The 17,226-nt window shown below is 66.4% G+C and carries 20 protein-coding genes; 15 read left to right on the top strand and 5 right to left on the bottom strand.

All coding sequences use genetic code 11. The features are described from left to right. Nucleotides 1–44 precede the first annotated feature (44 nt). The 7 genes from NF616_RS15240 to NF616_RS15210 all read left to right on the top strand — a co-directional run bounded on the left by NF616_RS15240 (nucleotide 45) and on the right by NF616_RS15210 (nucleotide 4,775). Complete coding sequence (locus NF616_RS15240) at nucleotides 45–593, top strand: Rnf-Nqr domain containing protein (protein ID WP_252274133.1); 549 nt, start codon at nucleotides 45–47, stop codon at nucleotides 591–593. After that, nucleotides 590–1,726 carry an RnfABCDGE type electron transport complex subunit B gene (locus NF616_RS15235; RefSeq protein WP_434091889.1) on the top strand — a complete coding sequence of 379 codons (1,137 nt, stop codon included), beginning with the start codon at nucleotides 590–592 and terminating at the stop codon, nucleotides 1,724–1,726. The genes NF616_RS15240 and NF616_RS15235 overlap by 4 nt, the downstream gene beginning before the upstream one ends. After that, nucleotides 1,707–2,711, top strand: a complete 1,005-nt coding sequence (locus NF616_RS15230; protein ID WP_252274132.1) for an RnfABCDGE type electron transport complex subunit D — start codon at nucleotides 1,707–1,709, stop codon at nucleotides 2,709–2,711. The genes NF616_RS15235 and NF616_RS15230 overlap by 20 nt, the downstream gene beginning before the upstream one ends. After that, entirely contained in the window at nucleotides 2,708–3,298 is a 591-nt protein-coding gene (locus tag NF616_RS15225; protein WP_252274131.1) for an RnfABCDGE type electron transport complex subunit G, read from the top strand. Before NF616_RS15230 ends, NF616_RS15225 begins: the two co-directional genes overlap by 4 nt. Further along, nucleotides 3,295–3,849, top strand: a complete 555-nt coding sequence (locus NF616_RS15220; RefSeq protein WP_252274130.1) for an Rnf-Nqr domain containing protein — start codon at nucleotides 3,295–3,297, stop codon at nucleotides 3,847–3,849. Before NF616_RS15225 ends, NF616_RS15220 begins: the two co-directional genes overlap by 4 nt. After that, nucleotides 3,846–4,484, top strand: a complete 639-nt coding sequence (gene nth, locus NF616_RS15215; protein WP_252274129.1) for an endonuclease III — start codon at nucleotides 3,846–3,848, stop codon at nucleotides 4,482–4,484. Before NF616_RS15220 ends, nth begins: the two co-directional genes overlap by 4 nt. A 108-nt stretch (nucleotides 4,485–4,592) precedes the next feature. Next, a complete protein-coding gene (locus NF616_RS15210) occupies nucleotides 4,593–4,775 on the top strand; it encodes a PA3496 family putative envelope integrity protein (protein WP_252274128.1) in 183 nt (60 codons plus the stop codon). 54 nt (nucleotides 4,776–4,829) lie between these two features. Here the strand turns inward: NF616_RS15210 and gloA are convergent, their stop codons facing one another. The 3 genes from gloA to NF616_RS15195 all read right to left on the bottom strand — a co-directional run bounded on the left by gloA (nucleotide 4,830) and on the right by NF616_RS15195 (nucleotide 7,659). Continuing rightward, complete coding sequence (gene gloA, locus NF616_RS15205) at nucleotides 4,830–5,222, bottom strand: lactoylglutathione lyase (protein ID WP_252274127.1); 393 nt, start codon at nucleotides 5,220–5,222, stop codon at nucleotides 4,830–4,832. 92 nt (nucleotides 5,223–5,314) lie between these two features. Next, on the bottom strand, nucleotides 5,315–6,532 hold the full coding sequence (locus NF616_RS15200) for an argininosuccinate synthase (protein ID WP_252274126.1): 1,218 nt from the start codon (nucleotides 6,530–6,532) through the stop codon (nucleotides 5,315–5,317). Nucleotides 6,533–6,648: 116 nt separating this feature from the next. Continuing rightward, nucleotides 6,649–7,659, bottom strand: a complete 1,011-nt coding sequence (locus tag NF616_RS15195; protein ID WP_434091888.1) for a flagellar protein MotY — start codon at nucleotides 7,657–7,659, stop codon at nucleotides 6,649–6,651. Nucleotides 7,660–7,806: 147 nt separating this feature from the next. Between NF616_RS15195 and pyrC the strand changes: the two genes are divergently transcribed. From pyrC to NF616_RS15180, 3 genes are all read left to right on the top strand, one after another. Further along, nucleotides 7,807–8,853: a dihydroorotase gene (pyrC, locus tag NF616_RS15190; protein WP_252274125.1), complete on the top strand. Its 1,047-nt coding sequence runs from the start codon at nucleotides 7,807–7,809 to the stop codon at nucleotides 8,851–8,853. Further along, nucleotides 8,850–9,524, top strand: a complete 675-nt coding sequence (gene rnt / locus NF616_RS15185; protein WP_252274124.1) for a ribonuclease T — start codon at nucleotides 8,850–8,852, stop codon at nucleotides 9,522–9,524. Before pyrC ends, rnt begins: the two co-directional genes overlap by 4 nt. A 196-nt stretch (nucleotides 9,525–9,720) precedes the next feature. After that, nucleotides 9,721–9,939: a bacterioferritin-associated ferredoxin gene (locus tag NF616_RS15180; protein ID WP_252274123.1), complete on the top strand. Its 219-nt coding sequence runs from the start codon at nucleotides 9,721–9,723 to the stop codon at nucleotides 9,937–9,939. A 62-nt stretch (nucleotides 9,940–10,001) separates the two neighbouring features. Here NF616_RS15180 and NF616_RS15175 read toward each other — a convergent pair whose 3' ends face one another. Next, complete coding sequence (locus NF616_RS15175; protein WP_252274122.1) at nucleotides 10,002–10,607, bottom strand: MiaE family protein; 606 nt, start codon at nucleotides 10,605–10,607, stop codon at nucleotides 10,002–10,004. A 152-nt stretch (nucleotides 10,608–10,759) separates the two neighbouring features. Here NF616_RS15175 and NF616_RS15170 point away from each other — a divergent pair, with 152 nt between their 5' ends. Next, nucleotides 10,760–11,623, top strand: coding sequence for a universal stress protein (locus NF616_RS15170; RefSeq protein WP_252274121.1), 864 nt, complete (start codon nucleotides 10,760–10,762; stop codon nucleotides 11,621–11,623). 54 nt (nucleotides 11,624–11,677) lie between these two features. Here the strand turns inward: NF616_RS15170 and NF616_RS15165 are convergent, their stop codons facing one another. Further along, nucleotides 11,678–12,154: a DUF1289 domain-containing protein gene (locus NF616_RS15165; RefSeq protein WP_252274120.1), complete on the bottom strand. Its 477-nt coding sequence runs from the start codon at nucleotides 12,152–12,154 to the stop codon at nucleotides 11,678–11,680. Between the two features lie 456 nt (nucleotides 12,155–12,610). Here NF616_RS15165 and acnB point away from each other — a divergent pair, with 456 nt between their 5' ends. From acnB to NF616_RS15145, 4 genes are all read left to right on the top strand, one after another. Further along, entirely contained in the window at nucleotides 12,611–15,220 is a 2,610-nt protein-coding gene (gene acnB / locus NF616_RS15160; RefSeq protein WP_252274119.1) for a bifunctional aconitate hydratase 2/2-methylisocitrate dehydratase, read from the top strand. A 121-nt stretch (nucleotides 15,221–15,341) separates the two neighbouring features. Beyond that, the gene (locus NF616_RS15155; RefSeq protein ID WP_252274118.1) at nucleotides 15,342–15,551 is read left to right on the top strand and encodes a YgdI/YgdR family lipoprotein; all 210 of its coding nucleotides are present in this window, start codon (nucleotides 15,342–15,344) and stop codon (nucleotides 15,549–15,551) included. 84 nt (nucleotides 15,552–15,635) lie between these two features. Then, nucleotides 15,636–15,845 (top strand): YgdI/YgdR family lipoprotein, encoded by a 210-nt coding sequence (locus NF616_RS15150; RefSeq protein ID WP_252274117.1) that lies wholly within the window; start codon nucleotides 15,636–15,638, stop codon nucleotides 15,843–15,845. 157 nt (nucleotides 15,846–16,002) lie between these two features. After that, nucleotides 16,003–17,217: a CmpA/NrtA family ABC transporter substrate-binding protein gene (locus tag NF616_RS15145; RefSeq protein WP_252274116.1), complete on the top strand. Its 1,215-nt coding sequence runs from the start codon at nucleotides 16,003–16,005 to the stop codon at nucleotides 17,215–17,217. Nucleotides 17,218–17,226 lie beyond the last annotated feature (9 nt).

Here is a 17,226-nt window from a genome sequence, read left to right as displayed (position 1 = left end):
GTCACAGGCGCGCCGATCCGGCGGCGGGCCTGGAGCAGATACGCATGATCGACTTCCTCTTCGCCCTGATCGGCGCCGCGCTGGTCAGCAACCTGATTCTCGGCCTGCCGCTCGCTGCCGATGCCCTGCGCAGCGCCCGCGTACAGGCACTGGGACCGGCTGGCGCCTTGCTGATCCTGCTCGCCGCACCCAGCGCCTGGCTGCTGCAACAGGCTCTGCAGACTGTCGACCTGACTTATCTCTCCCTGCTGATCAGCCTGCCGCTGCTGGCCGCCCTGAGCTGGCTCAGCCTGACTCTGCTGGCGCGCCTGCGCCCCGCTCTGCCTCTGGACGGCTTGTGGCCGCTGCTGCTCGGCAATGGCCTCGGCGCCATGCTGCTGGCGCGTTCGCTGGAGAATTTCTCCGCCACGCTGGCCCTGGGTATCGGCGGCGGACTGGGCTTCTGGATGGTACTGCAACTGATGAGCGACCTGCTCGAGCGCATCGAGCAATGCGATGTGCCGGCAGCCTTTCGCGGCACGCCGATCCTGCTGATCGCGGCCGGCCTGATGAGTCTGGCCTTCCTCGGTTTCAGCGGCATGGGGGCGGCATGAGCGCGTTGATCAGCATCCAGGCCATCGACGCCCTGCTGCCGCAGACCCAGTGCGGCAAGTGCGGCCATCCCGGCTGCAAGCCCTACGCCGAAGGCATCGCCAATGGCGAGGCGATCAACAAGTGCCCGCCGGGCGGCACCGCCACCATTCATGCCCTGGCCCGGCTGCTGCAGGTGCCGGAGCTGCCGCTGGAGCTGCCGGAGGTGCCGCCGCAGATCGCGCTGATCCGCGAGGCCGAATGCATCGGCTGCACCAAGTGCATCCAGGCCTGCCCGGTGGACGCCATCGTCGGCGCAGCCAAGCTGATGCACACGGTGATCACCGCAGAATGCACCGGCTGCGAGCTGTGCGTGGCGCCCTGCCCGGTCGACTGCATTGACATCCTGCCGCTGGCAGGCAGAGAGGCCGATCAACAGCGCGCGCGCGCCGACCAGTTCCGCAGCCGCCATGAGGCGCACCTTGCCCGCCTGGAGCGGGACGAGGCCCGGCGCAAGGCTGAGCGTGCCGCCCGTACGCCTGCGGTGAGCGCGGCTACGCCGACAGCGCAACCGGCCGCGAGCACCGACGACAGCTACAAGCGCCTGAAGATCGAGGCGGCCATGGCCAAGGTGGTGCTGGCCAAGGCCGAGAAGCAGCTGGCCCAGCGCGGCAATGCCGAGCTGCAGCGCCAGGTGGACGAACTGCGTCAGGCTGCCGAACGCGCCCAGCAGGCCCTCGAACAGGCCACACCGCCAGCGCCAGCGGTTCCCACCGCCGGCATCGCCGCACTCAAGCAGGCCAAGATCCAGTTCGCCCTGCGCCGTGCCGAGCTGGACAAGGCCACTCGCCAAGGCGCGGACGACGCCACGCTGCAAGCGCTGCGCGCCCATCTGGAGGCCGCCGCCCAGGCCCTGCACGCCGCCGAAGAGGCCAGCGGCAAGCCGCTGCCCGACCTAGTACGCACCGACAAACAGCCGGTAGACCACAAGCTGCGCGAACTGAAGACCGAACACGCCTACGCCCGCGCCGAGCTGCAGCGCCTGGAGCGGCGCCTTTCGGCCAACCCCGAGGCGGCACCCGCAGATTCGCTGCAGCAGGCCCGCCAGCGCCTGGCAAATGCCGAGCGACAGCTGCATGACTACCAGCAGTCCTGAGATCGCCTTCGACCCGCGTCCGAGCCTGCAGCGGGTGCTGCTCGCCTGCCTGCCCGGCGCCCTGGCCCTGCTCTGGCTCAACGGCTGGGGCCTGCTGATCCAGTTGCTGCTGGCCATCGCTACCTGCTCTGCCTGCGACCTGCTGACCCGTCGCCTGCGCGGCCAGCCGCTCACGCCGAAACGGCACAGCCTGCTCGAGCAGCCGCTCCTGGCCGAAGGCAGCGGCCTGGTCAGCGCCCTGCTGCTGGCCCTGGCCCTGCCCGCCTACGCGCCCTGGTGGCTGACCGTGGCCAGCGCCGCTTTCGCCAGCCTGTTCGGCAAATCGCTGTTCGGTGGATTCGGCAGCAACCCGTTCAACCCGGCCATGCTCGGCTATGCCTTCGCCCTGGTCGCCTTCCCCGCGCAGATGGTGCATTGGCCAGCGCCCGGCGGCGGCCACGATCTGCTCGCCGGGCTGCAGCAGATCTTCGGCTTCGGCCCCGGCCTGCCGGATGGCTGGAGCCAGGCCACGGTGCTGGACAGCCTGCGCCACAACGACCGCCTGACCGTCGACGAGCTGTTCGCCAGCCACCCGGCCTTCGGCGGTGTCGGCGGACGTGGCGTGGAATGGGTCAACCTGGCCTTCCTCGCCGGCGGCCTGTTCCTGCTGCAGCAGAAGGTGATCCGCTGGCAGGCGCCGGTCGGCATGCTCGGCGCCCTGTTCGTCGCCAGCCTGCTGTGCTGGAACGGCTCGGGTTCGGACTCCAACGGCTCGCCGCTGCTGCACCTGTTCAGCGGCGCCACCATGCTCGGCGCCTTCTTCATCATCACCGAGCCGGTCAGCGGCCCGGACAGTGCGCGCGGGCGCCTGTACTTCGGCATCGGCGTCGGCCTGCTGACCTACGCTATCCGCACCTGGGGCGGTTATCCGGACGGTCTGGCCTTCGCTGTGCTGCTGATGAACCTCTGCGTCACTCGCCTGGATCGCCTGGGAGCGCCGCGATGAAACGCGCCGCCCCGCTCCTGCTGCTGATCGTGCTGCTCGGCGCCGGCCTACTCGCCATCCTCCAGCACGTCGCTGCGCCGCGCATCGAGCAGCAGCGTCAGACCGCCGCCGAACGCACCTTGCTCGACCTGCTGCCCGCCGGCGGCTACGACAACCGTCCGCTGCAGAACCCCATCGCGCTGCCGGCCGGCGGCCTGCTGGGCAACCCAGGCGCCGAGCCGGGCTACCTGGCCAGGCTGAACGGCCGACCCAGCGCCGTGCTGCTGCCGGTCAGCGCCCGCGGCTACGAGGGGCCGATCCGCCTGCTGGTGGCGATCACCGCGGATGGCCGCCTGCTCGCCAGCAAGGTGCTGCAACAGCAGGAGACGCCGGGCCTGGCCGATCTGCTGGCGCCGGAGAGGGCCCACTGGCTGGGCGGCTTCACCGACAAGACACTGGAGGCCAACTTGAAGCTGCGCGCGGATGGCGGCCAGATCGACCAGATCGCCGGCGCCACCGTCACCTCGCGCGCAGTCACCGATGCTCTGCAGCGTGCGCTGCGCTTCTTCGATGCCGAGCGCGAGCGGTTATTGGGGGCGCAGCCATGAAGCGCTCTCTGCAGCTACTCGCCCTCGCACCTTTGCTGGGCTGCACCGATCTGCTGATCAAGGCTCTCGGCATCGGCCTGTGCGGCCTGCTGGTTCTGCTGCTCTGCGGTCTGCTGCTGGCCCCGCTGCGTAGCCGACTGCACGGCAACGGCCTGGTGCTGGCCGCCCTGCTGATCGGCGGCATCCTCGCCAGCATCGCAACACTTGCTCTGCAGCTGTTCAGCGCCGAGCTGGCAGGCGCCCTGGAGCTGTTCCTGCCGTTGCTGATCCTGCCCTGCCTGGTATTGGCCCTGGACGACCAGCACACGGCACTGGCCGGCCTCAGGCCCGGACTGATCTTCGCGCTGGTGGCCACGCTGCTCGGCGGCCTGCGCGAGCTGCTCGGCCATGGCAGCCTGTTCGCCCATGCCGACCGGCTGCTGGGACCCGCCGCCAGCGGCTGGTACTGGTCGAGCGGCATACCATTGCTGACGCACGCCGCCGGCGCCTTTATCCTGTTCGGCCTGTTGCTCGCCCTGCTCCGCCACTTCAACCAAGACGACGCCCGATGAACGCCGCCAAGCGCCACGAGATCTTCCGCCGCCTGCACGAAGACAATCCCGAACCCAAGACCGAACTGGCCTACACCACGCCGTTCGAGCTGCTCATCGCGGTAATTCTCTCCGCCCAGGCCACCGACGTGGGCGTGAACAAGGCCACGGCCAAGCTCTACCCGGTCGCCAACACCCCGGAAGCCATCTATGCGCTGGGCGTCGAGGGCCTCTCCGAGTACATCAAGACCATCGGCTTGTTCAACAGCAAGGCCAAGAACGTCATCGAGACCTGCCGCATCCTGGTCGAGAAACATGGCAGCCAGGTGCCGGACAACCGCGAGGATCTGGAGGCGCTGCCGGGCGTCGGCCGCAAGACCGCCAACGTGGTGCTCAACACCGCCTTCCGCCAGCCGGCCATGGCGGTGGACACGCACATCTTCCGGGTGAGCAACCGCACCGGCATCGCTCCGGGCAAGAACGTGCTGGAAGTGGAGAGGAAGCTGGTCAAGTTCGTGCCCAAGGAGTTTCTGCTGGACGCCCACCACTGGCTGATCCTGCACGGCCGCTACGTCTGCCAGGCGCGCAAGCCGCGTTGTGGCGCCTGCCGCATCGAGGATCTGTGCGAGTACAAGGCGAAGACGTCTGACGATTGAGAAGCCCGTGAATCGGGCATGGGCTCAATTGAAAAAATCTTTTTTACCGGCCCCAGTCTTTGCCGCTATAAGGTGCGCCATCAGCCTCCGAACCCTGGAGTAGGCCTAATGAGCACCGGCAAAGAAGAACTCGAACTCGAAGACGATTTCGTCGCCGAGGAAAGCGAAGACGCTGGCGAGCGCACCGTGGAAGTCGCCAAGACCAACCTGACCAAGCGCCGCATCATCGACAACCTGCTCGAAGAGCGTCGCCTGCAGAAGCAGCTGAACGACTACGACTTCGACCTCTGATTGCCGTCATGAAAAAAGCCCCGCGATGCGGGGCTTTTTCGTTGCGACGGCCGCTCAGTCGGCGCGTTTGGGCGAGAGCAGCTCGATCTTGTAGCCGTCCGGATCTTCGACGAAGGCCAGGATGCTGGTGCCGTGCTTCATCGGGCCCGCCTCGCGGGTGACCTTGCCGCCACGGGCGCGAATGTCGTCGCAGGCCTTGTAGACGTCGGCGACTTCCAGGGCGATGTGGCCATAGCCGGTACCCAGTTCGTACTGGTCCACGCCCCAGTTGTGGGTCAGCTCGATGACGCTGTTCTCGGCCTCGTTGCCGTAGCCGACGAAGGCCAGCGTGAACTGGCCTTCCGGGTAGTCCTTGCGGCGCAGCAGGGTCATGCCCAGCACCTCAGTGTAGAAGGCGATGGAGCGATCCATATCGCCGACGCGCAGCATGGTATGCAGCAGTCTCATCGGTTTTTTCCTCATCGTTGGCCCGTTCGGGCTCTATAAAACAGAACCCCGGCTCGTGGCCGGGGTTCGTCTGGCTCTGGGCGCAGAGCTTATCAGAACAGCTTGCGGCCCTTGCCGGCGGCGATGCGCATGCGCAGCGCGTTGAGCTTGATGAAGCCCGCGGCGTCGGCCTGGTTGTAGGCGCCGCCGTCTTCCTCGAAGGTCGCGATGTTGGCGTCGAACAGCGAGTCGTCGGACTTGCGGCCGACCACGATGACGTTGCCCTTGTACAGCTTCAGGCGCACCACACCGTTCACGTTGCTCTGCGAGGCGTCGATCATCTGCTGCAGCATCAGACGCTCCGGACTCCACCAGTAGCCGGTGTAGATCAGGCTGGCGTACTTGGGCATCAGCTCGTCTTTCAGGTGGGCCACTTCGCGGTCGAGGGTGATCGACTCGATGGCGCGGTGGGCCTTGAGCATGATGGTGCCGCCGGGGGTCTCGTAGCAGCCGCGGGACTTCATGCCGACGTAGCGGTTCTCGACGATGTCGAGACGGCCGATGCCGTTGGCGCCGCCGATGCGGTTCAGCTCGGCCAGCACGGCGGCCGGGGTCATGTCCTTGCCGTCGATGGCGACGATGTCACCCTGGCGGTAGGTCAGCTCGATGTAGGTCGGAGTGTCCGGGGCGGCTTCCGGCGAGACGCTCCACTTCCACATGTCTTCTTCGTGCTCGGTCCAGGTGTCTTCCAGCACGCCGCCCTCGTAGGAGATGTGCAGCAGGTTGGCGTCCATGGAGTACGGCGACTTCTTCTTGCCGTGGCGCTCGATCGGGATGGCGTGCTTCTCGGCGTAGTCCATCAGCTTCTCGCGGGACAGCAGGTCCCACTCGCGCCAGGGGGCGATCACCTTCACGCCCGGCTTCAGCGCATAGGCACCCAGTTCGAAACGCACCTGGTCGTTGCCCTTGCCGGTGGCGCCATGGGAGATGGCGTCGGCGCCGGTCTCGTTGGCGATCTCGATCAGGCGCTTGGCGATCAGCGGACGGGCGATGGAAGTACCCAGCAGGTACTCGCCTTCGTAGATGGTGTTGGCGCGGAACATCGGGAACACGAAGTCGCGGACGAATTCTTCGCGCAGGTCGTCGATGTAGATTTCCTTGACGCCCATGGCCTGGGCCTTGGCACGGGCCGGCTCGACCTCTTCGCCCTGACCGAGGTCGGCGGTGAAGGTCACCACTTCGCAGTTATAGGTGTCTTGCAGCCACTTGAGGATCACCGAGGTGTCCAGGCCACCGGAATAGGCCAGAACTACCTTCTTAACGTCCGCCATGCCAATCAACTCCACGGGTTGTACGGAAAACCGGGGATTCTACCGACCGTGCGGAATGATTTACAGGGGCGCGACAGACTCTAACGACAAAGCGACAGATTTATTTGCCGCCGTGCCTAGGATTTCGCCGCGGGCGCCGCCGGGGCTTCAGCGGCCGGCGCGGGCTCGCTCGGAGTCGGCGCGGTGGCGGGCGGCGTGCTGGCCGGGGGAATCGCCTCCGGTGCTGGCGGCAGGACCGGCTCGCGGGACAGGGTCATGGTCACCCGGCGGTTCTTCGCCCGGTTGGCCTCGCTGGTGTTCTTCACCAGCGGATAGCGCTCTCCATGGAAGCGCACCACGATCTGCTCGGCCGGCACGCCGCGCGAGCGGAGGTATTCCTCCACCGCCATGGCGCGGCGGCGCGAGACGTCGCGGTTGGTCAGGCGATTGCCGGAGTTGTCCGAGTGGCCGTCGAGCTGGATGCGATTGACGGTGGGATCGGCCTTCATGAAATCGAGGATGATATCGATCTTCGCCTGGGCCAGCGGCTCCAGGGTGGTGCCGCCGTCGGGGAAGCCCAGCTGGGTCTGGCGCACCTGCTCGAAGTTGACCGGCAGCAGGCTGGCCGTGCACTTGAGGTAATCGTTGTAGGCCTGGTTGAACTTGACCGGGAGCAGGCGCACTTCCATGCCCTCGCCGCCCTGCAGGGTGCGGTGACGCACCAGCGGGCTGCGCCCTTCCATCAACCCGGCGAGCAGGCGCCCGGCCTGTTCCTGACTGCTGTTGAACGGCACGTCGCCGCCGCCGACCCGCAGGCTGCCGAGATTGATGTCACCACGCCCGGGCTGCCAGGGCGCCGCGGCGGCCAGCAGGGTCGCCGAGCCGGCGCCCATCCAGCGCTCGCGCACCTTCAGGCGAAAAGTGGCCTGTTCGCCGGCCCGGCGGACGAACTCGCCGCTGCCGAAATCGGCGATGGGCTGGCTCAGGCGGCACTCGAACTGGTCGCCCTCGACCTTCCACTCCACCTTCTCCATGCGCGTCTGGAAGGTGATGGCCGCGGCCGGCATGCAGGGTACGCAGGCAAGCAGGCTGAGGAGAAGGAAGCTGGACTGGCGCAAGATCGGCTCCGTCGTGGATACGGCGTTCATAGCCCATATCGGCGGCCGCCCGGGAAACTTGATAGGCGGGAAGACGCGTCCGTCGCCCCTTTCGCGACCGCAGCGCGGACGAAACGGGAACAGCCTGCGAGGCAAAACTGGTAGCATTCGCCCACGTTTTACCTGCCGGGAACTCCCATGTCCGACCGCATTACCCTGCTGCGCCCCGATGACTGGCACATCCATCTGCGCGATGGCGCCGTCCTGCAGCACACCGTCCGCGACGTCGCGCGGACCTTCGCACGCGCCATCATCATGCCCAACCTGGTGCCGCCGGTGCGCAACGCTGCCGAGGCCGACGCCTACCGCGAGCGCATCCTGGCCGCCCGCCCGGCCGGCAGCCGCTTCGAGCCGCTGATGGTGCTTTACCTCACCGACAAGACCAGCGCCGAAGACGTGCGCGCCGCCAAGGCCAGCGGCCTCGTGCACGCCGCCAAGCTCTACCCGGCCGGCGCCACCACCAACTCCGACTCCGGCGTGACCAGCATCGACAATATCTTCCCGGTGCTGGAGGCCATGGCCGAGGTCGGCCTGCCGCTGCTGGTCCACGGTGAAGTCACCCGCGCCGAGGTCGACGTGTTCGACCGCGAGAAGCGCTTCATCGACGAGCATCTGGTACGCGTGGTCGAGCGTTTCCCGACACTGAAGGTAGTGTTCGAACACATAACCACCGGCGACGCGGCTCAGTTCGTTCGTGGTGCCTCGGCCAACGTCGGCGCCACCATCACCGCCCACCACCTGCTGTACAACCGCAACCACATGCTGGTCGGCGGCATCCGCCCGCACTTCTATTGCCTGCCAATCCTCAAGCGCAACACCCATCAGGAAGCCCTGCTGGACGCGGCGACCAGCGGCAGCCCGAAATTCTTCCTGGGCACCGACTCGGCGCCCCACGCCAGGCACGCCAAGGAAGCCGCCTGCGGCTGCGCCGGCTGCTACACCGCCTACGCCGCCATCGAGCTGTATGCCGAGGCCTTCGAACAGCGCAACGCGCTGGATAAACTCGAGGCCTTCGCCAGCCAGCACGGCCCGGACTTCTACGGCCTGCCGCGCAACACCGACCGCATCACCCTGGTCAGGGACGAATGGAGCGCCCCGGCCAGCCTGCCGTTCGGCGAGCAGGAGGTGATTCCGCTGCGCGCTGGCGAGAAGCTGCGTTGGCGACTGCTGGAGGAACAGGCGTGAGCGAAGAACAGTTCGACGACGAACTCGACGGCAGCCTGCCGCCGGGCCCGCGCCATCCGATGGCCGCGCGCTTTCGCGGTTACCTGCCGGTGGTGGTGGACGTGGAAACCGGCGGCTTCAATGCCGCCACCGACGCCCTGCTGGAGATTGCGGCGACCACCATCGCCATGGACGAGGGCGGCTTCCTCTACCCCGACCATACCCATTTCTTCCGGGTCGAGCCCTTCGAAGGCGCCAACATCGAGGCGGCGGCGCTGGAGTTCACCGGCATCAAGCTCGATCACCCGCTGCGCCAGGCGGTGAGCGAGGAGCACGCGCTGACCGAGATCTTCAAGGGCCTGCGCAAGTCGATCAAATCCAACGGCTGCAAGCGCGCAATCCTGGTCGGCCACAACAGCAGCTTCGACCTCGGCTTCCTCAACGCCGCCGTGGCCCGCTGCGAGCTCAAGCGCAATCCGTTCCACCCCTTCTCCAGCTTCGACACCGCCACCCTGGCCGGACTCGCCTATGGCCAGACGGTACTGGCCAAGGCCTGCCAGGCCGCCGGCATCGACTTCGATGGCAAGGAGGCGCACTCGGCGCGCTACGACACCGAGAAGACCGCCGAGCTGTTCTGCGGCATCGTCAATCGCTGGAAGGAGATGGGCGGCTGGGACGACTTCGATCACTGAGTCCGCCTTGGGTGCGCCGAGCGCACCGCAACCGCTCGAACGACGCCGCAGCAATGCGGCGTTTTTTTGTCTGCTGGTTTTGCCGGCTTCGGAAACACATGCAGACAGGAAGAAATTCCGTCACGCTTTGACAAGCATTCTCATTAACATTAGTATCCGATCCCAACAGCGTTTCCACACCACTTCGAGTCTGCCCATGTACGTTTGCCTCTGCCAGGGTGTTACCGACGGTCAAATCCGCGAAGCCATCTATGAAGGCTGCTGCAGCTATCGTGACGTACGCGAGAGCCTTGGCGTGGGTACCCAGTGCGGCAAGTGCGCCTGCCTGGCCAAGCAGGTGGTGCGCGACACGCTGAACGAAGTACAGAGCAGCCAGGCCGCCCTCGCCTACCCCGCCAGTTTCGTCGCCGCCTGATCGTTCCGAATGCAAAAAAGCCGGACCACGAGTCCGGCTTTTTCATGCCCGCAGGAAAGCGGTCAGGCCGAGGGCACGCCGCTGTGGAAGCGGAACTCCGTGTCGGATGACTCGATCAGCTCGCGCTCGGCCTCGCGGACCCGGCCGATGGTGCGCTCGACGTCGCTCGCCTCGCCGTACTGATAGGCCAGCTTGAGGTAGCCCTGGTAGTGACGCGCCTCGGACTTGAGCAGGCCGCCGTAGAACTTGCCCAGCTCCTCGTCCAGATGCGGCACCAGCGCCTCGAAGCGCTCGCAGCTGCGTGCCTCGATGAAAGCGCCCACCACCAGCGTGTCGACCAGCTTCTGCGGCTCGTGGTTGCGCACCTGCTTGCGCAGGCCCGACGCATAGCGCGAGGCCGACACGGGGCGCGGCTCGATGCGCCGCTTCTTCATGATGCGCAGCACCTGCTCATGGTGCACCAGCTCCTCGCGGGCCAGGCGCGACATGAAGTTGACCAGGTCCAGCGCCTGGTTGTACTTGGCGATCAGCGCCATGGCCGTCGAGGCCGCCTTGAACTCGTTGTTCTTATGATCGATCAGCAGGGTTTCCTGATCGGCCAGGGCCGCGGTCACCCAGGCGTCGGGGGTGGAGCAGGCGAGGAACTGCGGGATCTCGGGCAGGTTCAAGACGGTCTTCCAGGTGGTGCTGTTGGCAGGGCTGCGAGGGCGGGCCATTATACGGATGAAGCCGTGCGGGGCCAGCGACGCCGTGATGCAGGTCAAGACCGTAGCCAGCCGCCACCTCTATAGTGCAAGCAACCAAGCTCAGGGAGACGCTCATGCAAGCCATACGCAGTATTCTGGTGGTGATGGACCCGCAGCAGACCGAGGGTCTGGCGCTCAGGCGCGCCAAGCTGATCGCCGGCGTCACTCAGTCCCATCTGCACCTGCTGGTCTGCGACAAAAAGGGCGATCACGGCGCCTATCTGGCCGAACAGCAGGCCGTTCTGCAGCAGGAAGGCTTCAGTGCCTCCATTCAGCAGGCCTGGCATGAGAGCTACTACCAGACCGTCATCGCCGCGCAGCAGGCCGAGGGCTGCGGTCTGGTGATCAAGCAGCACGTGCCGGATAACCCGCTGAAGAAGGCCCTGCTCACCCCCGACGACTGGAAGCTGCTGCGCTACTGCCCGAGCCCGGTGCTGATGGTGAAGACGGCCACGCCCTGGACCGGCGGCATCATTCTCGCTGCAGTGGATGTCGGCAACAGCGACTCCGAGCACCGCACCCTGCATTCGGGCATCGTCAGCCACGGCTACGACATTGCCCGCCTGGCCAACGGCACCCTGCACGTGATCAGCGCCCACCCCTCGCCCATGCTCTCGGCCGCCGACCCGACCTTCCAGCTCAAGGAGAGCATCGAGGCGCGCTACCGCGAGCAGTGCAAGGCCTTCCAGGCCGAATACGACGTCAGCGACGAACGTCTGCACGTAGAGGAAGGCCCGGCCGATGTGCTGATTCCCTACACCGCGCAGCGCCTCGGCGCGGTGGTCACCGTGGTCGGCACCGTGGCGCGCACCGGTCTGTCCGGCGCGCTGATCGGCAACACCGCCGAAGTGGTGCTGGACGCGCTGGAAAGCGACGTGCTGGTGCTCAAGCCGGACGCCATCATCGCCCATCTGGAGGAGCTGGTGGCCCAGCGCTGAGCCCAGCCGCAGACGAAAAAGCCGCCCGAGGGCGGCTTTTTTCATGGTGGCGCGTCAGACCCGGACTTCCATGCCCTCGCGCAGGAAGCGTGGCACGATGTAACGCTCGTAGTGCGCCTCGGAGAGCAGGAAGAATTCGCGATCGATGGCCTCGCGCAGCTCCGGCAGTGGCCAGTCGCGGAACTCCGGCAGCAATGCCATGCCGTAGGCATCGAGGCGATTGATGAAGCGCGACGCGCGGGCGATCAACTGGTAGGCCCAGCAGTATTCGGACTGTTCTGGCACGAAGCGCACCTGGTGCTGCTCGAGCTGAGCCCGCAGGCGCTGCGGGTCGAACACCTCGACCTTGCCCTGCATCACCTGCACCAGCAGCACTTCCAGGCGCTTCCACACGGCGCGCTTCTCATCGTCGGTGTAGGCGTTCCAGTTCACCACTTCATGATGGAAACGCTTGCAGCCGCGGCACACCAGGTCGCCGTAGACGGTGGAGCAGAGACCGACGCAGGGCGTCTTGATGCGCTGATTGGACATGAGGGGAGCGAAAACGGGCGCTGTGAAACAGGCGGCCCATGATAGCGGCTCGCCCCGGCAGGGTCACCATGACCGATCAGACCTTTGTCGACTTGCCGGCCGGGCGACGGGCAGTAGCCTAGAGCCCGTCCGGAACGGGGTTTGCGCTTAACTTTGCCGTCCTGTTCCAGTAGAATCGGACCGCCTTTTTAGGCACCGATGTCCGTCTGAAGCTGTTTTCAAAGCGTCACGAGCACAGTCGACCCGCCAGGAGCGCCGTTGGCGCCGGGCCCTTTCAAGCCCCGCGCCAGCCCTCATCCTCCCCTCGCTTCCTGCGGCGTAAAACTTTGAAAGCAGCTTCGTTATGAGACCGTCGACCCGCCGGCCAGTGCGCCCAAAAAGCGCAGCGGCGCGACGTGCGAGGGTTTTCTGGATGAGCGTTGCGGGCCACCGCGACCACTGATGAGGGTAATAACTGTGCTTGAAGCCTATCGCAAACACGTAGAAGAGCGTGCCGCCCAGGGGATCGTGCCCCAGCCGCTGAGCGCCGAACAAACCGCAGGCCTGGTCGAGCTGCTGAAGAACCCGCCGGCCGGCGAAGAAGCCTTCCTGCTTGATCTGATCACCAACCGCGTACCGCCAGGTGTGGACGAAGCGGCCTACGTGAAGGCCGGTTTCCTCTCCGCCGTGGCCAAGGGCGAAGCCTCCTCCCCGCTGATCGACAAGAAGCACGCCGTCGAGCTGCTGGGCACCATGCAGGGCGGCTACAACATCGCCACCATGGTCGAACTGCTGGACAGCCCCGAGCTGGCCGAAGTCGCCGCCGAGCAACTCAAGCACACCCTGCTGATGTTCGACGCCTTCCACGACGTCGCCGAGCGCGCCAAGAACGGCAACGCCGCCGCCAAGGCCGTGATGCAGTCCTGGGCCGATGGCGAGTGGTTCACCAAGCGCCCTGCCGTACCGGAAAAAGTGTCCCTGACCGTGTTCAAGGTCACCGGCGAAACCAACACCGACGACCTGTCGCCGGCTCCGGATGCCTGGTCCCGCCCGGACATCCCGCTGCACGCCCTGGCCATGCTGAAAATGGCCCGCGACGGCATCAACCCGGATCAGCCGGGCTCCGTCGGCCCCATCAAGCAGATGGAAGAGCTGAAGGCCAAAGGCTTCCCGGTCGCCTACGTCGGTGACGTGGTCGGCACCGGTTCCTCCCGTAAGTCCGCCACCAACTCGGTGCTGTGGTTCTTCGGCGACGACATCCCGAACGTGCCGAACAAGCGCGCCGGTGGTTTCTGCTTCGGCACCAAGATCGCCCCGATCTTCTACAACACCATGGAAGACGCCGGCGCCCTGCCGATCGAGTTCGACTGCACCAACCTGGCCATGGGCGACGTCATCGACGTGTACCCGATCAAGGGCGAAGTGCGCCGCAACGGCAGCGACGAGCTGGTCACCACCTTCCAGCTGAAGACCGACGTGCTGCTGGACGAAGTCCGCGCCGGCGGCCGTATTCCGCTGATCGTCGGCCGTGGCCTGACCGAGAAGGCCCGCGCCGAGCTGGGCCTGGCCCCGTCCACTCTGTTCAAGAAGCCGGAATCCCCGGCCGACAGCGGCAAGGGCTTCACCCTGGCCCAGAAGATGGTCGGTCGCGCCTGCGGTCTGCCGGAAGGCAAGGGCGTGCGCCCGGGCACCTACTGCGAGCCGAAGATGACCACCGTCGGCTCCCAGGACACCACCGGCCCGATGACCCGCGACGAGCTGAAGGACCTGGCGTGCCTGGGCTTCTCCGCCGACCTGGTGATGCAGTCCTTCTGCCACACCGCCGCCTATCCGAAGCCGATCGACGTCAAGACCCACCACACCCTGCCGGACTTCATCATGACCCGCGGCGGTGTGTCCCTGCGCCCGGGCGACGGCATCATCCACAGCTGGCTGAACCGCATGCTGCTGCCGGACACCGTCGGTACCGGTGGTGACTCGCACACCCGCTTCCCGCTGGGCATCTCCTTCCCGGCCGGTTCCGGCCTGGTGGCCTTCGCCGCCGCCACCGGCGTCATGCCGCTGGACATGCCGGAATCCGTACTGGTGCGCTTCAAGGGCAAGCTGCAACCGGGCATCACCCTGCGTGACCTGGTCCATGCCATCCCCTACTACGCCATCCAGGCCGGCCTGCTGACCGTCGAGAAGAAGGGCAAGAAGAACATCTTCTCCGGCCGCATTCTCGAGATCGAAGGTCTGAACGAGCTGACCGTCGAGCAGGCCTTCGAGCTGTCCGACGCCTCCGCCGAGCGTTCCGCTGCCGGTTGCACCATCAAGCTGCCGGAAAGCGCCATCGCCGAGTACCTGAAGTCCAACATCACCATGCTGCGCTGGATGATCGGCGAAGGCTACGGCGATGCCCGCACCATGGAGCGCCGCGCCCAGGCGATGGAAGCCTGGCTGGCCAACCCGCAACTGCTGGAAGCCGACAAGGACGCCGAGTACGCCGCCGTGATCGAGATCGATCTGGCCGACGTCAAGGAGCCGGTCCTGTGCGCCCCGAACGATCCGGACGACGCCCGCCTGCTGTCCAGCGTGCAGGGTCGCAAGATCGACGAGGTGTTCATCGGTTCCTGCATGACCAACATCGGTCACTTCCGCGCCGCCGGTAAGCTGCTCGACAAGGTCAAGGGCGGTATCCCGACCCGTCTGTGGCTGGCTCCGCCGACCAAGATGGACCAGCACCAGCTGACCGAGGAAGGCTACTACGGCATCTACGGCAAGGCCGGCGCCCGCATGGAAATGCCGGGTTGCTCGCTGTGCATGGGTAACCAGGCGCGCGTGCAGACCGGTGCCACCGTGGTTTCCACCTCCACCCGTAACTTCCCGAACCGCCTGGGCGACGCCACCGACGTCTTCCTGGCCTCGGCCGAGCTGGCCGCCGTTTCCTCGATCCTCGGCAAGCTGCCGACCGTCGAGGAGTACATGGCCTACGCGAAGGATATCGACAGCATGGCTGCCGACATCTACCGCTACCTGTCCTTCGACCAGATGGCCGAGTACCGTGAAGCCGCGGCCAACGCCAAGATCCCGGTCGTCCAGGCCTAAGCGTCAAGCTGTGAAAAAAGCCCCGCCCAGTGCGGGGCTTTTTTTTTATGGAGCGAAACGGGCGAGCCATGGTCGGATTTTCTGAAGCCCCTCGCGGGCACCCATTCGTAAGGAGTTCACCATGAAACCCTGGATTCTTGCCCTGCTCTGCACCCTCGGCCTGACCGGCTGCGCCACCGACTACATCATCGCCACCACCGACGGCCAGATGCTTAGCGCCGAGGACAAGCCGGAGATCGATGACGAGACCGGCCTGATCACCTATGAAGACGCCGAAGGCAACGAGCAGCAGATCCCGCAGACCTCGGTGAAGCAGATCATCGAGCGCTGATGGCGATCCGTCCCGCGCCGCCTTGCCATGTGCGGCGGCGCGCGGATACTGGAGGCGAACCCTCTCCTTCCCCAGGAGCGCCTCATGAAACACTGGATAGCCGCCCTGCTGTACCTCACCGCCCTCACTGGCTGCGCCAGTGAACACCTGATCCTCACCACCGACGGCCAATTGCTGACCAGCGACGAAGAACCGGAGTTGGACGAAGACACCGGCATGTTCGAGTTCGAGGACAGCGACGGGCGCATCCAGCAAATCCCGAAAAGTCAGATCAAGCAGATCATCGAGCGCTGACACCCGCTCGACGTTTCCGCGCTGGCATATGGCTTGCTTGGCCCTGTGCAGCAAGACGCGCTCCAACGGCGGGGCCCGTCCATAGACAATGGCGTCGTCTCCGGCCACCCCTGCGGCGGCCCGGAGCGGCGCCTTTTGTTCATCGGCGGAACGACAGATGATCGACAGCAACACCCCTCGTAGCGATGCCCTGGCCTGGGTCGCGGGCAGCGATGCCCCGGAAAAGAGCGCACTGAACCTGGGCTTCATGGCCCTCACCGACTCCGCCTCGCTGATCGTCGCGGCCACCCAGGGCTTCGCCCAGCCCTACGGCCTGAGCCTCAACCTGCAGCGGCAGACGTCCTGGGCCGGCCTGCGCGACCGCCTGCTGAGCGGCGAACTCGACGCCGCGCAGATGCTCTACGGCCAGGTCTACGGCGTGCACCTCGGCCTCGGCGGGCCGGCCACCGAGCTGGCCATCCTCATGGGCCTGTGCCAGAACGGCCAGGCCATCAACCTGTCGCAGCCGCTCATGCAGGCCGGCGTGACCACTGCCGAGGCACTCGCCGCACGCGTGCGCCAGAACGGTGCAAAACTCACCCTCGCCCAGACCTTCCCCACCGGCACCCACGCCATGTGGCTGTACTACTGGCTCGCCGCCCAGGGCATTCACCCATTGGAAGACGTCAATACCGTGGTGGTGCCACCGTCGCAGATGGTCGCTCACCTGCGCGCCGCACGGATTGACGGCTTCTGCGCGGGCGGCCCCTGGGGCGCCCTGGCGGTCGAGGAAGGCCAGGGCTTCACCCTGGCCACCAGCCAGGACATCTGGGCCGACCACCCGGAGAAGGTGCTGGGCGTGACCCGCGAATTCGTCGAGCACTACCCCAACACTGCGCGAGCGCTGACCATGGCCGTGCTCGAGGCCAGCCGCTTCATCGACGAGAGCGAGGAGAACCGCCGCGGCACCGCGCAGCTGATCAGCAGCCGCGATTATGTCGATGCGCCGCTCTCGGCGATCCAGCCGCGCTTCCTCGGCCAGTACGAGGACGGCCTCGGCCACGCCTGGCTGGACGCCCACCCGCTGCGTTTCTTCGCCGACGGCGAGGTGAACATGCCCTGGCTGTCCGACGGCATCTGGTTCCTCACCCAGTTCCGCCGCTGGGGTCTGCTCAAAGACGACCCGGACTACCTGGCCATCGCCCGCCGCATCCACCAGCTGGAGATCTACCGCAGCGCCGCCGAGGCCCTGGGCATCGCCGTGCCGGAGGCGCAGATGCGCCGTTCCACCCTGCTCGACGGCAGCGTCTGGGATGGCAGCGACCCGGCCGGCTACGCCCGCTCCTTCGCCATCCATGCCCGCACCGACGGCCCCGCCGCCGTCAACCTGTAACGGACCGAG

The sequence above is a fragment of the Pseudomonas subflava genome (assembly GCF_023823685.1).
Classification (GTDB): Bacteria; Pseudomonadota; Gammaproteobacteria; order Pseudomonadales; family Pseudomonadaceae; genus Aquipseudomonas; species Aquipseudomonas subflava.
This window is presented reverse-complemented; position numbering and strand designations above follow the sequence as displayed.

Coding starts and splice junctions, on each gene's coding strand:
- NF616_RS15165 (WP_252274120.1), bottom strand. CDS start 12,154: ATGTCCAATCAGCGCATCAAGACGCCCTGCGTCGGTCTCTGCTCCACC.
- NF616_RS15210 (WP_252274128.1), top strand. CDS start 4,593: ATGAGCACCGGCAAAGAAGAACTCGAACTCGAAGACGATTTCGTCGCC.
- NF616_RS15240 (WP_252274133.1), top strand. CDS start 45: ATGATCGACTTCCTCTTCGCCCTGATCGGCGCCGCGCTGGTCAGCAAC.
- NF616_RS15150 (WP_252274117.1), top strand. CDS start 15,636: ATGAAACACTGGATAGCCGCCCTGCTGTACCTCACCGCCCTCACTGGC.
- NF616_RS15235 (WP_434091889.1), top strand. CDS start 590: ATGAGCGCGTTGATCAGCATCCAGGCCATCGACGCCCTGCTGCCGCAG.
- NF616_RS15145 (WP_252274116.1), top strand. CDS start 16,003: ATGATCGACAGCAACACCCCTCGTAGCGATGCCCTGGCCTGGGTCGCG.
- NF616_RS15195 (WP_434091888.1), bottom strand. CDS start 7,659: ATGAACGCCGTATCCACGACGGAGCCGATCTTGCGCCAGTCCAGCTTC.
- nth (WP_252274129.1), top strand. CDS start 3,846: ATGAACGCCGCCAAGCGCCACGAGATCTTCCGCCGCCTGCACGAAGAC.
- pyrC (WP_252274125.1), top strand. CDS start 7,807: ATGTCCGACCGCATTACCCTGCTGCGCCCCGATGACTGGCACATCCAT.
- NF616_RS15220 (WP_252274130.1), top strand. CDS start 3,295: ATGAAGCGCTCTCTGCAGCTACTCGCCCTCGCACCTTTGCTGGGCTGC.
- NF616_RS15155 (WP_252274118.1), top strand. CDS start 15,342: ATGAAACCCTGGATTCTTGCCCTGCTCTGCACCCTCGGCCTGACCGGC.
- NF616_RS15225 (WP_252274131.1), top strand. CDS start 2,708: ATGAAACGCGCCGCCCCGCTCCTGCTGCTGATCGTGCTGCTCGGCGCC.
- NF616_RS15170 (WP_252274121.1), top strand. CDS start 10,760: ATGCAAGCCATACGCAGTATTCTGGTGGTGATGGACCCGCAGCAGACC.
- NF616_RS15180 (WP_252274123.1), top strand. CDS start 9,721: ATGTACGTTTGCCTCTGCCAGGGTGTTACCGACGGTCAAATCCGCGAA.
- gloA (WP_252274127.1), bottom strand. CDS start 5,222: ATGAGACTGCTGCATACCATGCTGCGCGTCGGCGATATGGATCGCTCC.
- NF616_RS15230 (WP_252274132.1), top strand. CDS start 1,707: ATGACTACCAGCAGTCCTGAGATCGCCTTCGACCCGCGTCCGAGCCTG.
- NF616_RS15200 (WP_252274126.1), bottom strand. CDS start 6,532: ATGGCGGACGTTAAGAAGGTAGTTCTGGCCTATTCCGGTGGCCTGGAC.